The 14,744-nt window shown below is 52.4% G+C and carries 10 protein-coding genes; 3 read left to right on the top strand and 7 right to left on the bottom strand.

Annotated elements, in window-relative coordinates:
• Nucleotides 1-14: 14 nt before the first annotated feature.
• The gene (locus IMQ48_RS02985; RefSeq protein WP_115259548.1) at nt 15-941 is read right to left on the bottom strand and encodes a LysR family transcriptional regulator; all 927 of its coding nucleotides are present in this window, start codon (nt 939-941) and stop codon (nt 15-17) included.
• Between the two features lie 224 nt (nt 942-1,165).
• Here IMQ48_RS02985 and IMQ48_RS02980 point away from each other — a divergent pair, with 224 nt between their 5' ends.
• Nucleotides 1,166-2,398: a dicarboxylate/amino acid:cation symporter gene (locus IMQ48_RS02980; protein WP_115259547.1), complete on the top strand. Its 1,233-nt coding sequence runs from the start codon at nt 1,166-1,168 to the stop codon at nt 2,396-2,398.
• Nucleotides 2,399-2,430: 32 nt separating this feature from the next.
• On the top strand, nt 2,431-3,621 hold the full coding sequence (metC, locus tag IMQ48_RS02975; RefSeq protein ID WP_196207850.1) for a cystathionine beta-lyase: 1,191 nt from the start codon (nt 2,431-2,433) through the stop codon (nt 3,619-3,621).
• Nucleotides 3,622-3,702: 81 nt separating this feature from the next.
• Here metC and mdtM read toward each other — a convergent pair whose 3' ends face one another.
• Nucleotides 3,703-4,944 carry a multidrug efflux MFS transporter MdtM gene (gene mdtM, locus IMQ48_RS02970; RefSeq protein ID WP_196207849.1) on the bottom strand — a complete coding sequence of 414 codons (1,242 nt, stop codon included), beginning with the start codon at nt 4,942-4,944 and terminating at the stop codon, nt 3,703-3,705.
• A 413-nt stretch (nt 4,945-5,357) separates the two neighbouring features.
• Entirely contained in the window at nt 5,358-6,770 is a 1,413-nt protein-coding gene (locus IMQ48_RS02965) for a PLP-dependent aminotransferase family protein (protein WP_196207848.1), read from the bottom strand.
• Between the two features lie 175 nt (nt 6,771-6,945).
• On the opposite strand from IMQ48_RS02965, the gene IMQ48_RS02960 reads away from it, so the two are divergent.
• Nucleotides 6,946-7,110 (top strand): DUF1127 domain-containing protein, encoded by a 165-nt coding sequence (locus IMQ48_RS02960; RefSeq protein WP_196207847.1) that lies wholly within the window; start codon nt 6,946-6,948, stop codon nt 7,108-7,110.
• A 117-nt stretch (nt 7,111-7,227) separates the two neighbouring features.
• Here IMQ48_RS02960 and symE read toward each other — a convergent pair whose 3' ends face one another.
• From symE to hsdR, 4 genes are all read right to left on the bottom strand, one after another.
• Nucleotides 7,228-7,572, bottom strand: a complete 345-nt coding sequence (gene symE / locus IMQ48_RS02955; protein WP_196207846.1) for an endoribonuclease SymE — start codon at nt 7,570-7,572, stop codon at nt 7,228-7,230.
• 350 nt (nt 7,573-7,922) lie between these two features.
• A complete protein-coding gene (locus IMQ48_RS02950) occupies nt 7,923-9,338 on the bottom strand; it encodes a restriction endonuclease subunit S (RefSeq protein ID WP_196207845.1) in 1,416 nt (471 codons plus the stop codon).
• Nucleotides 9,335-10,954: an N-6 DNA methylase gene (locus IMQ48_RS02945; RefSeq protein ID WP_196207844.1), complete on the bottom strand. Its 1,620-nt coding sequence runs from the start codon at nt 10,952-10,954 to the stop codon at nt 9,335-9,337. Before IMQ48_RS02945 ends, IMQ48_RS02950 begins: the two co-directional genes overlap by 4 nt.
• 66 nt (nt 10,955-11,020) lie before the next feature.
• On the bottom strand, nt 11,021-14,542 hold the full coding sequence (gene hsdR, locus IMQ48_RS02940; RefSeq protein ID WP_196207843.1) for a type I restriction-modification system endonuclease: 3,522 nt from the start codon (nt 14,540-14,542) through the stop codon (nt 11,021-11,023).
• Nucleotides 14,543-14,744: the final 202 nt, after the last annotated feature.

Genomic DNA, 14,744 nt, shown 5'->3' with positions numbered 1-14,744 from the left:
TAGACTGAATGATCTTATCCTGGGATCCAGTTGTCCCACGCGGGTAACGGACCGAGTTCCGCCACCAGAAAATCGATAAACGATCGTACCTTCGGATTACTGTACTTGCTGGGAAAATACAGCGCATACAGGGCGTGGGTTTCACAGGTGATGGTGCCGTCGAGCATCAGCGGCGTGACCTCTTCTTTTTGAATATGATCGCCAATCAGATAGGTGGGTAAATACGCCACGCCCTGATCTTCTAACACCGACTTCAATAGCACCAGGCTGCTGTTGGCCTGGATCGGCATATGCAGCTTCAATTGGTGCAAACGATCCTGCTCGTCTGCCACTTTAAGCACTGGCGTGAGGCCGGGGTAAACCAGGCAATCATGATTCACCAAGTCGCTGCGACGCTGGGGCATCCCTTTTTTTGCGAGGTATCCCGGCGACGCGCAGTACGCCCAGCGGATGGGGACCAGTTTACGCATGGCGTAATTCTGCGGCGGCGCGGTGGAGATGCGCAGGGCAATGTCGAAATCGGTTTCGTTCAGATTGACGAAGTTATCGTTGAGATCGATGTACAGATTCACATCCGGGAACTGGGTGCGATATTTATCCACCAGGTTTACCAGTCGCGAATAACCAAAGGCAATGGAACAGGTGATGCGTAATTCGCCCTGCGGGCTGTGGTAATAACCGGAGGTAGTATTCAGCGTTTCATCAAACTCTGTCAGTAGCTTATTGGCGCGGTTAAATAAATATTGCCCGGCATCGGTCAGGGTAATACTGCGGGTGGTGCGTTTAATTAACGTTGTCCCCAGCGTGTCTTCCATTGCCGTCAGGCTTTTGCTTACCGCGGAAGGCGAGACGTTGAGCTGTGCGGCGGCCTCCGATAACCCTCCGCAGTCAACGATTTTGACGAAAAATTCCAAATGCTTGAGTGAAATTGGCGTACCCATAATTTCCTTTAATTCACAAGTGATTTGCAAAAACGGTACGAATAGGCCGTTACATTCGCATTTTAAACATGCAACTATTGAATCACAGGAAACAACTCGCTGGCAAAATGAAAAAATAACAGGTTAAGTGAGTTGCATCACAAAATATAAGGAGGCAGGCCTGAAACGCATCAAGTTGTGAATGTAGTCTCATTAAAAATTATATAATTTAAAAGGTACCCATTATGTGGTCACGACTCGAACCCTACAGATCGTCGATTATTTTATTATTTGCTCTGGTTATTGGCGGCTTATTAGGTATTTATGCCCCGACGTTTGCCAGCACACTCCAGCCAGTCGGTCAGATATTCTTAAACCTGTTATTTATGATCATCGTGCCGCTGGTGGGGATCAGCGTCATGTCTTCTATCGCCAGTATGACCGACCTGAAAAGGCTGGGACGCATTATGGCGATTATCTTTATTGTTTCGATCGCGATGGCCTTTATTCCGGCTGCCGGGATTGTGGCGCTGGCGCTATGGTACAACCCGGCGCAGGGCGTCACTATCGATCTCTCGCAGTCCGTGCAGGCGGGCAGTGGCAAGATGGATTTTGTCAGCATGATCACCACCAATGATTTTATCGGACTGTTTTCGAAGTCCAATATTCTGGCGCTGATCGTCATGGCGATCATTGCCGGTGTGGCGATTGGGCAATCAGATCAGGCGGGGAAACGCATTGCGTCACTGCTGGAAGATGCCAATACCGTGATCATGAAGATCGTCTCTATCATTATGAAAGTGGCGCCGATTGGTCTTGGTTGCTATTTCGCTGCGACCATGGCCAGCCAGGATTCCGCGCTGCTGTTAACCTTTGCCCGCGCCATTGGCCTGTTTATGGTCGCCACGCTGGTCTACTTTGTTTTCGGCTCAATTCTCTATTCGTATATTGGCGGCGGTGTTCCGGCGGTCAGAGCCTTCTGGCGTAATGCGATTGAACCTTCCGCCACCGCGCTGGGAACCTGTTCTTCACTGGGCACATTACCTGTCACGTTGCGTGCTGGTAAGGCGATGGGGATTAACCCGGAAATCGTCGATGTCTCTATTCCGTTATTGGTTAACCTAAACAAAGGCGGCGTGGCGATGATTGCCGCGCTGAAAATTGTCTTTATCTATTCCGTGCTCGGCATGCCGTTCACCACTGAGACCTTCTTCCTGACCATGCTGATTGCTGTGCTCTCGGCCATTATCGTCGGCGGCGTACCGGGCGGCGCGTTTCTGGGTGAGATCTTTATTGTCACCACGCTCGGGTTGCCGATGGAAGCGATCCCGATGCTGGTGGTGTTGGGTACGATTACCGATGCGCCCGCCACGCTTATCAACGTGATCCATGATTTGAATGCGGCACAAATTGTTGAGCGGTTTGCTGGAAAAAAGCAGAACGACGCTGAAATCAACGCGACCGCCGCTGCGGTATAGGTTTGCACACGGATTAAGAAACAGGAGATGTTATGAAAGACGCAATGAAGATTGAAACCCAACTGGTCGTCGCCGGACGTGACAAACGTTACACCCAGGGGGCGGTGAATCCGGTTATCCAACGCGCTTCTTCGCTGGTGTTTGATACCGTGAAGGATAAAAAATTCGCTACCGCCAATCGCGCTAACGGGGAACTGTTTTATGGTCGTCGCGGTACGTATACCCACTTCGCTTTTCAGAAGGCGATGAGCGAGCTGGAAGGCGGTGCGGGCTGTGCGCTGTACCCGTGCGGGGCCGCGGCGGTTACTAATGCGATTATGGCGTTTGTACAAAGCGGCGATCATATCCTGATGACCGGCGCGGCCTATGAGCCAACCCAGGATTTCTGTAATAAGATCCTGAGTAAATTCAACGTGGAAACTACCTATTACGATCCGTTGATTGGCGCAGGTATCGTCGATTTTCTGCGCCCTGAGACGAAAGTGGTGTTTCTAGAATCGCCCAGTTCAATCACCATGGAAGTACAGGATGTGCCGGGAATGGTGAAGGCGATCCGCGCAGTGAACCCGGACATCGTCATCATGATCGACAACACCTGGGCGGCGGGCGTACTGTTTAAGGCGCTGGATTTCGGCGTGGATATTTCCATTCAGGCGGGGACGAAATACACCATTGGCCACTCGGACGGCATGCTGGGCACGGCGGTGTCCAACGCCCGCTGCTGGGATCGTCTGCGTGAGAACTCGTATCTGATGGGGCAAACGCTGGATGCCGACACGGCGTATAACGGCAGCCGCGGACTGCGCACGCTGGCGGTACGTCTGAAACAGCATCAGGAAAGCAGTATCCATATTGCCCGCTGGCTGTCGGCAAGACCGGAGGTGGCGCGGGTGAACCATCCGGCGTTACCGGAGTGTCCGGGCCATGAGTATTTTCAGCGCGACTTTGCCGGTAGCTCGGGCCTGTTCTCGTTTATCCTGAAAAAGCGCCTGACTGATGAACAGATGGCGAATTTCCTCGATAACTTCTCGCTGTTCCATATGGCCTATTCGTGGGGCGGATTCGAGTCGCTGATTCTGGCTAATCAGCCGGAGGAGCTGAACAGCATTCGCCCGGCCGGGGATGTCGACTTCAGCGGCACGTTGGTCAGGGTGCATATTGGCCTGGAAGATGTCGGTGATTTGATTGCCGATCTGGACGCCGGGTTCGCGCGTATCGCGTAATGTGATGTGATAAATGCCGGATGCGGTGCCAGCACCTTATCCGGCCTACCACGATGTCGTAAGCCGAATAAGCATGGCAGGTTAGTTTTCCGTGGCTAACGTCGTGGCCTCGTGCTGACGTACCCGCTTCAACAATCCGGCGAGCGTGAATACCACGACAATACCTGCGACAACCGCCAACAGGTGAAACGAAATCCTGCCGCCGTTAAACCACAGCCAGCGCCCAATTTCGACAGAAACCGCCATTACCGTCAGGATCACCATATTCAGTGACGCGGAGACCGTGCCCTTCGGCAGGTTGTTGGAAAACAGCGTAAAACGGAACAGCGTCGGGAAAATCATCCCGATACCAAATGCATACAGACTGGTGCCCAGCACCGACCACAGCCAGACGTGCGGCCAGAGTAAATTGCCGCCAATCAGTATCGCCAGCCCGCTCAATTGGACAGGTGCCGCCCGCCAGATAAAGCGCGGCCTTGTCGGGTCCTTCACAAATCGCACCACCACCATATTGGCGACGATCACGGCGCTAAATACCGGAGCCTGCGCCCAGGCAAACTGCGAGGTGGTCATGCCGCCTGCATCAATGAGGATCACCGGCGATACCGCTACCCAACTCATCATCGGGATGTAGCTCAGCGACAGCGTGGCGGCCCCGAATAAGAACACACGGTTGCGGAAAACATCGCGAAAATCCCGCAGTACGCCGCGTGCGCTGAACGGCACCGTGCCGCGCTGCACCGTTTCCGGCATCGCCAGCAGCAGGCCAATAAAGGCGAGCAGGCCCATGGCGGCAATAATGGCAAACAGAACCTTCCAGTGGACAAAGTGCATTAGCGCCGCCCCTGAGAGCGGGCCAATGACTGGTGCAACCAGCACAATGGAGGTGATGATGGCCATCAGCTTGATGGCCTTTGTCTGGCCAAATGCCTCCTGCACCGTGACGTAGCCGACGGTGGCGATAAAGCAGATGCTGGTGCCCTGCACAACACGCGCAATGAGAAACTGCGTCATCGAGGTGGTAAACAGCGTGGCTGCGCAGGCAAGGGTGAAGATAAGCGCGCCGGTAATCAGCACCGGTCGGCGACCAATTCGGTCAGAAAGTGGCCCTAATAACCACTGTAACGCCATCCCACCCGCCAGATACAGGCTGACCGCAGCCGGTGCCAGGCTGACATCGGCGTTGAAATCTCGCACCACATTAATGATGCCGGGTTGGATCAGATCCGTCGACAGATAGGCTGCGAAGTCGTACAGAATCAGCGCGATGGGGAAAAACAGCGTGGTGGCACGTTGCGAGAAAAACGCGAAAATCCGTTGCATAAAAACCGCTCCTTGTCGGGAGAAAACCCTCAACGGGAAAAGCGAAATTCAATACCGGCTTACAGACGTCAGGCTGGAGCCAGAAAAAAACAGACTGCAGATGTACTGAATTTCATGTAATCAAAAACGCTGCCTGCGTGAAACGCAAACAGGAAATACGCCTCTCTGACTCAGGTCAGAAAACGTAACGATTACAGGTAACAATCAGCACATCGCACCTCAGGAAGAGTAAGTTGAACGGGGAATAACCATCCGCAGTGTAATGCGGATTGGATATTAATTAAACGAGTTTAGCGAGTTAATACGCAGACAGACGGTATTGATATTAGTACGGTACAAAAAATTACCCGACTGTCCGCTGAGGATATCCAGGGTTTAAGCCATTAGAAAGAGGCGAAGCCGGGTGTGCCGATTTACTCTATCGCGATCATCACCGCCTCTCCGAGTTTCTGCATCACTTCCCGGTGCTTTTCGTCTGGTGGCAGTGCGCAGTTGATGCGTACGCAGTTGCGATACTTTCCTGACGCCGAGAACAGCGAACCTGGTGCAACCTGGATTTTCAGGCGGCAAAGCTGTTTGGCGACGCAGACCATGTCGACCTGCGGCGGCAATTCAACCCACAGCATAAAGCCGCCTTTTGGTCGGGTGACGCAGATCTCACAGGGGAAGTATTCCCGTACCCAGCAGGTGTAGATCTCCATATTTCGCTGATAGATCTGGCGCATACGACGGACATGGCGATGATAATGACCCTCGCGTACAAAGGTTGCCGCCGCCAGCTGCGTAGCGGGAACGTTGGTGCCGATGACGGCGTATTTCATGTGCAGCAGTTTGTCATGGTAGCGGCCAGGAATGACCCAACCCACGCGCAGACCCGGTGCCACGGATTTGGTAAACGAACTGCATAGCAACACCCGACCGTCGATATCCCAGGAGTGGATCGTGCGCGGGCGTGGATACTCTGTAGCCAGTTCGCCATACACATCATCTTCGAAAATCACAATGTCGTGACGCTGGGCGAGGGTGAGTACCGCCCGCTTGCGCGCATCCGGCATAATAAATCCGAGGGGATTATTGCAGTTGGGGACCAGGATCACCCCTTTAATCGGCCACTGATCCAGTGCCAGTTCCAGAGCTTCAATACTGATCCCGGTATCCGGATCGGTTGGGATCTCAATGACTTTGATACCGAGACCTCGTAGCAGCTGCATTGTGCCGTAATAGGCGGGGGATTCCACGGCGACGATATCGCCGCGCTGGCAGACCGTCAGCAGCGCCAGCGACATTCCGCTCTGGCTGCCGTTGGTGATTACTATATCGTCCGCACTGACCACCGAACCGCCGTCCAGCATCAGCCGGGCTATCTGTTGGCGCAGTTCCCGACAGCCGGGCAGCTCGTCGTAACCCAGTACCGCGCGCAGATTATGCTGCGCCACGCGACTTAGCTCGCGCCACAGCGGTTTCAGGCTGGGTTGATTGATATCGGGAACGCCGCTGCTGAAAGGGACGATTGATGTGTCTGCGTGGCCTGCCAGCATATCCAGCACCTGATCCCACTGGGTTATCTCCACCGGACGCTGTACCGGGCGCGACATTGGCGGCACCGGCGGCTGCGCTTTTTGCGGCGCAACAAAATAGCCGGATCGCGGCTGTGGGGTGATCAGCTGCCGCTGTTCCAGCGTCTGATACGCCTGTTGCACGGTGCTGATGCTGACCCCATGTTCCTGACTCAGGCTGCGCACCGACGGCAGCTTTTCGCCATGGCGATACAGTCCCTGCTCAATGCGTTCGGCCAGCAGATTGGCCAGATGTTGGTAACGCGTCATGCTGTATCCCTCATGGGTGCCATACAGATTAAAAAACCAGTACAGAATGGTGGAATAAATGGAATGCAGAATCATTTTTAACCAATCTGTATGTTAAATAAAAGTACTTTGTGAGTCTGTAATGTATATCCCTGAATCCGCGAAGATAACGTCTCTGATAAGACGGGAGGCGGGTATGGAATTTCATGAGAACAGAGCAAAGCAGCCATTTATTGGTTTGGTGCAGGTGTGGAGGGCGATTAAACGCGGGTATCTGCGGGCGCAAACGCGGCGTGTATTGCGACAGATGAGCGATGAGCGGCTAAAGGATGTCGGGTTGCGGCGCGATCAGGTGGAGTAATTGTTCTTTCATCGACAGAGGCTGTCAGTGCCGGATGGCGGCGTAACCGCCTTATCCGGCCTACGGGAGAGAGCTTTGTAGGCCCGGTAAGCGCAGCGCCACCGGGCATCAGGGAGATTATTTTTGCCTGAGAGGTTTTGCCGAAATCACGTCGATAAACTCCTGCACCTGACGCTGCTTACGCGCGGACAGCTTGCACACCCGACGCAACGACTGCAATAACGCCGGTTCTTCCGGCTCCGGCAGCTTTGCCGTTAATACAATGCAGCCGGGCATCACTTTGATATCAAATGGGGTGCCGGTGGTAAAACCGGCGGTTTCCAGCCACTGGCCTTTCATTATAATCGCCGGGACATGCGTGTAATCCGGGTAACGGCTCGCATAGCTGACGGTACCCAGACGGTTATTTGCCGGGGGGACTTCTGGATCGGTGAATTCTGCAATAGAATGCGGGGTAGTCATAATGGCTATTCTCGTTAAATAGTGATTGTGATTAGCGGGGCGCTCGTGTTGCAGCACGGGCGTCTTGCGAAAAATACCTGTGCATATCATCAGGGAATAGAAGGAAAGTCCAGCTGAAAATAGACTGTAATGGGAATGTTCAGGAAGAAACTGGATATATTTTTGATGGTTATGGTTACGAAAAATAATATACACAAAATCATTCGAGTTGCATCAAGGCGGCAAGATAACGAGTCTCCAGGAGCGTATATAAATACGTGGCTGGGGTGAGCGAACGCAGCCAACGCCGAGGCAACTTGAAGGATGAAGTATAAGAAAGCGCACGGTTCAGGTGCGCTTGAAAATAACGATCAGGATTTTTTACGCGAGGTTTTGTTACCCCCGCTGGCGGCGCGTTCGGCCTTGATTTTTTCCAGCAGGGCGGCAGCGCTGTTTTCACCGCTGATAAGACTTGGGTTTTCAGCACGCCACTGGGCGGTAAGCTCGCCGCGAAACGCCTTCGCCAGGATCGACTGGGTGAGGTTATTGACGCGGGTCAGGGCGCTGTTAACCTGTTTTTCAATGGTATCGGTGTAGGCGAAGAGTTGTTCGACGCGGCGGACGATTTCGGCTTGTTCTTCTATAGAAGGTAAGGGGACAAATGCTTCTTTAAGATCTTTTAAATTTAATGTCTTTCTGGCAACCTCCTTGGAGGATTGAACTAACCATGTTTGCATAACCGGTGAACTTAACCATATATGGAGAAACATAGGTTTAATCAGCTTACATTCAGGAGATACTCTGGCAACAGCACGAGCGATATTGACATTTATATCTTCTCTGACAATGCCTATTCTACCGATAGCTCCAACAATTGTTACAAGAATATCATTCTTTTGTACTTTTGAACGCTTATATTGTATGTCTATTTCTTTTGAAATCTTACGAAGATGATTTAGATCCACCTCACCATCATTGATATCACATACACGAATTAATTCGATACCGTCATTAATGTCATCTCCAGGCTGTACTACTCCATAACACAACGGTCTTTGTGTATTGATGACATTATTTAGAATTGTTTCGGTCCATTTTTTTGGAATAGAGATTTTATAGTTATCTAATTCAATTGTCTTTTTTGTGTAATCGTTATTTTCTTTAGTCAATCGGCCAGTAACTGCCGCAGCAAGTACCGCCTGACGAAAACGTTTCAGGATTTGTGGGATTTGCTCAAGACGTGCTTTGGTGTTGTCTACCTGCGCCAGCAGCGTATCGAGTTTTTCGGCGATGATTTTTTGTTCATTAATGGAAGCATAAGGGAACTCACAATCTCTAATTCTAAATAAAGCAAGCTTTGGTTGACCACTAGATGTTGTTTTATCATCAAATTGTTCTATAATTTTATTAGATGATAGAACGTATTTTAAATATTTTTTATCGGTGCCTAAAATAGAGCACAGTTTTGCTGCATTTTCAGTTAAATTAGCATTGTCAAGTTGTTCCGGGATTTCACCTATGAGTCCAATTGTGCCTGCAATACTAATATATAGATCGTTTTTACTTATGGTGTAATTGCTGATAGCAGAATAAGTATCGGAATCTAAATACTTAATCGTGGAAAGATTTACACTTCCATTTTCGAAGTCAGTAACTCTAATATATGGATGTTCTGTTTCGGTATTAAGTAAAGCTTTACCTTTTGGAAGCCTTTTTCCACCTTTTACTTCACATATTACCCCGATTGTGGTTTTTACCCACCCCTCCGGCAATTTGCCCCCACTCATGCCTTCACCTCACCAAACGCTTCACTCAGCAACGTCCGCTGTGCATCCGCCTCTTCGCCCGCGCCAAGCTCACGCATCAGCGAGTCCAGCTCGCCCAGAGCCTGAACCAGCTCGCCCATCGCTTCTGCCGCCAGCACATCCGGCTCCGGCAGGCTGTCGGCGTCGATGCTGTCTTTATCCTTCAGCCAGGAAATATCCAGCGAATCGGATTTGGCGCTGCGGATCCACTCGCGGCTGAAGCAGCGCCAGCGGCTGGTGGTCAGGTGCTGCTCGGTGTTCTGGTTCTCTGCACTGTCGGCCACGTCAATCTTGCTGGCGTTAAAGCTCCACTCGCCTTCAGTGCGTGGGCTGTTGCCGTGCGGATCGTCGCCAAATACCTCTTCAAACGGCTTGAGATGCTGCTCGGTAAACGGTGTGCGCTTGCCGAAGCTCGGCATATTGGTACGCAGGTCATACACCCAGACGTTTTCGGTGCAGTTCTCTTCCTGGTATTTATCGGCGTTGGTGCCTTTGGTGAAAAACAGCACGTTGGTTTTCACGCCCTGCGCGTAGAAGATCCCGGTCGGCAAACGCAGAATGGTGTGCAGATTGCATTTATTCATCAGGTCGCGGCGAACGTCGGCACCTACGCCTGCTTCAAACAGCACGTTATCAGGCAGCACAACGGCGGCACGACCGCCCGGCTTCAGGTTGCGGTAAATATGCTGCAAAAAGGCCAGCTGTTTATTGCTGGTGCTGTAGGTCAGGTCGTCGCGGGTAATACTGGCTTCCCCGCCTTTAGAGGTACCAAACGGTGGGTTGGCTAAAATGATATCGGCTTTTGTCAGCGACTGCCCGGCCATACCCAGCGCGTTGCCCTGATGCACCACGCCTTTTTCATCGCCTTCCATGCCGTGAAGCAGGCAGTTCATCAGCGCCAGACGCCGGGTAGATGGCACCAGCTCAACGCCGATAAAGGCTTTGTTCTTCTGGAACACGCGCTCTTTGTCCGACAGATCGTACAGATCGTCGGTGTTGGCCTTGATGTACTGATCGGCGGCAATCAAGAAGCCCGCGGTACCGGCGGCAGGATCCTGAATCACTTCGCCTGGCTGCGGTTTAATGCAGCGCACCATGCTGTTGATCAGCGCCCGCGGGGTAAAATACTGCCCGGCACCGGACTTGGTTTCACCGGCGTTCTTTTCCAGCAGCCCTTCATACAGATCACCCAGACCGTCTTTCTGCGCGCTAAACCAGTCGATCTGATCCAGCGAGCGGATCAGCTGCTCCAGGTGGCGCGGCTCGCGCAGGCGCGTTTGCGCGTCGGCATAAATTGCGGTGATCAGCGGGTCGGCGTGGACCAGTTTGCCTTCGGCGTCTTTCCCGGTAGAGAGTTTCAGCAGAATTTGTTTGTAGTCGTTCAGCAGGTTAAGACCGGATTTGCTGTTTAAATCGCTCCAGCGGCACCCTTCTGGCAGGATGTGTTTATCCAGCGTTTCCGCTTCGGTGTTCTCGTGCACCATCTTGATAAACAATAGTAAAACCAGCTCGGTGACGTAATCGCTGTAGTTGATGCCATCGTCACGCAGGACGTCACAAAGATTCCAGAGTTTCTGAACGATTTCGTTGTTACTCATAGCTATTCCGGTTAAGGCCGGTTACCCGGCCTGTCTGTCAAAAAATGATGGGGAAGGGTATCACGATCAGGCGGATTTGGGTGCCCACAATGCATCGCTCATCTGGTCGAGAATGGTGTCCAGTTGGTTGTCCAGCAGGCTGTTGAGTTTCTTCGTCCCGCCGTCGGCGGAGAACAGGTGGTTAACGAAGTTTTTATCCAGCACCACTTCATGCACCAGCTGTTTTGCCAGCCGCTCCAGCCAGCGTTTCTGCACTTTACTCCAGCTATGCTGGGCATAGATTTTGTCCAGCGCTAGCTTAACGCGCTCTTCGAACGGAATAAGCGGTTCACCGAGCGCGGCCTGGCGAATATGCCCGATGATGGTGGCGGCGATATCCTGGCAGCTCTGGGTGCGTACCGCCGAACGCAGGCTGGCCTCGCTGTAGCCCGCTTCATCCAGCAAAAGGCGGATCTCTTTTAACTGCTCACGCGTCAGGTCACGCGGACGGTTAATCACCACCGATAGAGCGGCGGACTGGTTGATTTGCGTGGAGATAAACTCATTAAAGCTTTGCAGGTAGTCGGCGGGTTTCTGGTAGCGCCCATAGGTCTGCTCTTTGCTGATGAGCTCATCATCATGGTCTGAAATTACCGGACGGTACTCGCTGCCCAGCAAGGTGCCGACGTCGCTTAACTGACGGATCAGATTGCGATGCTGCTTGAGAAACGCCGAGGCTTGCTGCGGGCCAAGCTTATGCAGGTGCTGGTGCAACTGTTTTGGCTCCACGCCCCAGAGTTCTTCCAGTTCATTGAGTTTTTGGCGGACTTCCGGGCGTTTTTCGGCCTTTTTCTCCGCTTTACGCAGGACGCGCATAATTTTCTGGCTGAGCTGATTGAGTAAGCTATCCGCCTGGGTTTCCGTTGGGCTATCGCCTGGATTGTTAAGCGCCGTTTCCAGCACATCGTCATTCGACAGCTCTTCAACCAGTTGCTCGATGCTGACGCCCGCGTTTTTCACCAGCGGCTTCATGGTGTTCACATCCTGAAGCGTGGCGTAGATATCCACCGGATCGTGGATCCAGAAGACGGTTTTGCCGATATCGTCGCAGCGACGGGTGGCGCGGCCGATCATCTGCTCGTACAGAATGCGCGATTTCACCCGACGCAGGAACACCAGGTGGGTGATTGCCGGAACGTCAATGCCGGTGGTTAACAGATCCACGGTGATGCCAATGCTGGGATAGCGTTCGTTTTTAAAGCGTTTGATAAGCTTGCTGACCTGATCGCTCTTGCCGGTGATCTTCTCAATCGCGGCCTGATTAAAGTCGGGGTTGACCGCGCCCATGGCATCATCGAGCAGGCGCTTCACCATATCGGCGTGGGCGTCCGTGGCGCAGAAAATCAGCGTTTTTTCATCGCCGGAAGGGTCTATCTCTTTCGCCAGCTCTTCGCAGATTACCCGGTTAAAATCTTCGGTGATGACTTTACGGTTGAAGGCATCGACGTCGAAATTCAGCTCGTCTTCCAGCTCGCTGGTATCGACTTCCCCTGTTTCTGCATCCACGGCGCTGACGGTGTCTCCAGCCTCAAAATGAATACCGTATTTGCTGAGCTGGGTTTCATAGCGAACCGGCGGTTCGTGGTCAATCAGCCAGTCTTCCGCCACCGCTTCCCGGTAGGAGTAGATATACACGGGATGACCAAAAATCTCGCTGGTATGTTTAGCTGGGGTGGCGGTTAGCCCGATTTTCACCGCGTCAAAATAGTCCAGCACCCGACGATAGCTGGAGAGATATTGGGCGTTATCGCGAATGGAAAGCTCGCCCTCGGTCATCTCTTGATCCAGCGTGTAACCACGGTGCGCTTCGTCGATGATGATGCAGTCGTAGGTATCGACCGCAGGCGGCGTGCCGGAACGATAGATGCGGCTAACCATGGATTGTACCGTCGCAACCTGTACGCGGGTTTCCGCTTCTGCCGCCATATCGCCCAGTTCGGCGACATTATAGATTTGTGAAAGCGTCTGGTTCTGTTCCAGCGAAGCTTCTTTAAAGGCATCCTGCGCCTGTTCGCCCAGCGCAGAGCGGTCGACGAGAAAGAGGATCCGTTTAAAGCGTTCGGCCTTCAGGAAGCGGTAAATTAAGCCAATAATAGTACGTGTCTTCCCCGTCCCGGTCGCCATGGCCAGCAACGCTTCACGCGAGCCCTGTTCCAGCGCGGACTCGACGGCCTTAACCGCGTTGACCTGGTAATCACGCAAGCCAAGATAGCTAAACGGTTCCTGATGCAGTCTGGCTTCTGCTTGCGCCCGGCTACGATGCAGGCGGTCCATCAGGCCTTCTGGCGTGATGAAGCTTTCCAGCGGATAGCGGGTATTGTCAGGCGAGCGAACATCGCGGAACCACGTGCCGGAATGTTCGGCGGACTGTTTGATATAAGGCCGACCGTTGCAGGAGAAGACGAAAGGAATTTGATACACGCTATTCACGCCATCTTCCCAGCCTTTAACGCGCCCTTCTTCAGACCAGGCGGGAGTCATGGACGCGTCGAACTGAAACCCTTTGCTGTAGCGCTCGGCCTGGGGAATTTTACCAGCAACGTTTTCGTTTTTTCTTTTCGCTTCAACGGTTGCGACGGGAGTGAGCCCGCAGAAAAGGACGTAATCCGCTCGGCCATGTTCGTCATCGGCAAAGGTAGGCCATTCTGCAATGGCTTTGTTGACCCCTTTTTCGGGGCGGGAGCCCTTTTTCCAGGTGATTTCCTGGGTATCCGCCAGCCAGCCCCATTCATTGAGCTGCTGGTCAATCAGGATCCGGGTCAGCTCTTCGGTAATGATGTACTTGCGGGCATAGCTGGACTTGCGGCCAAATTCTTTGCGCTGGGCCGTAATGGCTTGCTGTGTTTGCTGGGCAAGCTGTGCCTGCAAGGCGGTGAGCTTCGCTTCATAATTTTGCTGGAGCGTTTGTAGATCCTGCTGACTTATTTCCAGCAATTGCTGCTGTTCTCTGGCCTCAATATCCATCGCATGAGCCAGCTGTTCATATTCTTCTTTTTGCTGTTTAAGTAAAGTCTGAAGCTGCTCGCTGGATTCCAGCTTTTGGTTCGCTGCCAATAAGGTTTGTTTGAGTTGTTCGATGGCAGATTGAGATTTATTGAGCTGTTCACTCGGGTCATGCGGCGGAACAAAAGGGCCCGGATTAAACTGACTACCCGCATCACCAAATGTCTGGTGGAACCAGATTGCCAGCGCACGGGCGACTTTTAGCGCATCCATCGCTTCACGGTGCCGGGTCTGGAACTGATGCGTCGCTTTGTTACCTTCAATTCTCAGCGTATGAAATAACTGACGGATGGCAGGATCAAACTGTAATTCCCTGTCCAGTCGGTAGAGCAATTCTTGCTGGTTTGGATTATCTTCCCGACTAATATTCAGCCGGGCAGCAATATTTTGTGCCAGCGCTTCACCAAACTGGCGCAGCTTCATTAGCGTGGTATTAGGATCGCTGGAGAATAGCCGTTCTGCAGTGGCGGTAATTTGAACCAATAGCGGATCGTATTCTGCCAGGAAATCAAAGTTTGTTGGCTGAGTTGGGCTAGCGGTTGTCAAAGATTGAGCTCCTTGCAGCGATCACCCGCAGCGTATTACTGAAACTGCAAAGGGTGAAAAGGTTCGTTTTGCGAGACGTCTTCCAAAATCATAACGCTGCACGTTTTTTTATCAAGCGTTATAAGGGCAGGATGTTGTGTGTAACACTTTAAAAAGGCTAAAGAATGGGAGTGATGGGTAATTTGTAGATAGTGATGATGTC

This window comes from Citrobacter sp. Res13-Sevr-PEB04-36 (assembly GCF_015672735.1).
GTDB lineage: Bacteria > Pseudomonadota > Gammaproteobacteria > Enterobacterales > Enterobacteriaceae > Citrobacter.
The sequence above is the reverse complement of the archived record's forward strand: the minus strand, read 5'-3'. Positions and strand labels throughout refer to the sequence as shown.

Bases quoted from the DNA above. Each gene is read 5' to 3' on its own strand.
- IMQ48_RS02985 (WP_115259548.1), bottom strand. From the start codon at position 941: ATGGGTACGCCAATTTCACTCAAGCATTTGGAATTTTTCGTCAAAATC.
- IMQ48_RS02980 (WP_115259547.1), top strand. From the start codon at position 1,166: ATGTGGTCACGACTCGAACCCTACAGATCGTCGATTATTTTATTATTT.
- metC (WP_196207850.1), top strand. From the start codon at position 2,431: ATGAAAGACGCAATGAAGATTGAAACCCAACTGGTCGTCGCCGGACGT.
- mdtM (WP_196207849.1), bottom strand. From the start codon at position 4,944: ATGCAACGGATTTTCGCGTTTTTCTCGCAACGTGCCACCACGCTGTTT.
- IMQ48_RS02965 (WP_196207848.1), bottom strand. From the start codon at position 6,770: ATGACGCGTTACCAACATCTGGCCAATCTGCTGGCCGAACGCATTGAG.
- IMQ48_RS02960 (WP_196207847.1), top strand. From the start codon at position 6,946: ATGGAATTTCATGAGAACAGAGCAAAGCAGCCATTTATTGGTTTGGTG.
- symE (WP_196207846.1), bottom strand. From the start codon at position 7,572: ATGACTACCCCGCATTCTATTGCAGAATTCACCGATCCAGAAGTCCCC.
- IMQ48_RS02950 (WP_196207845.1), bottom strand. From the start codon at position 9,338: ATGAGTGGGGGCAAATTGCCGGAGGGGTGGGTAAAAACCACAATCGGG.
- IMQ48_RS02945 (WP_196207844.1), bottom strand. From the start codon at position 10,954: ATGAGTAACAACGAAATCGTTCAGAAACTCTGGAATCTTTGTGACGTC.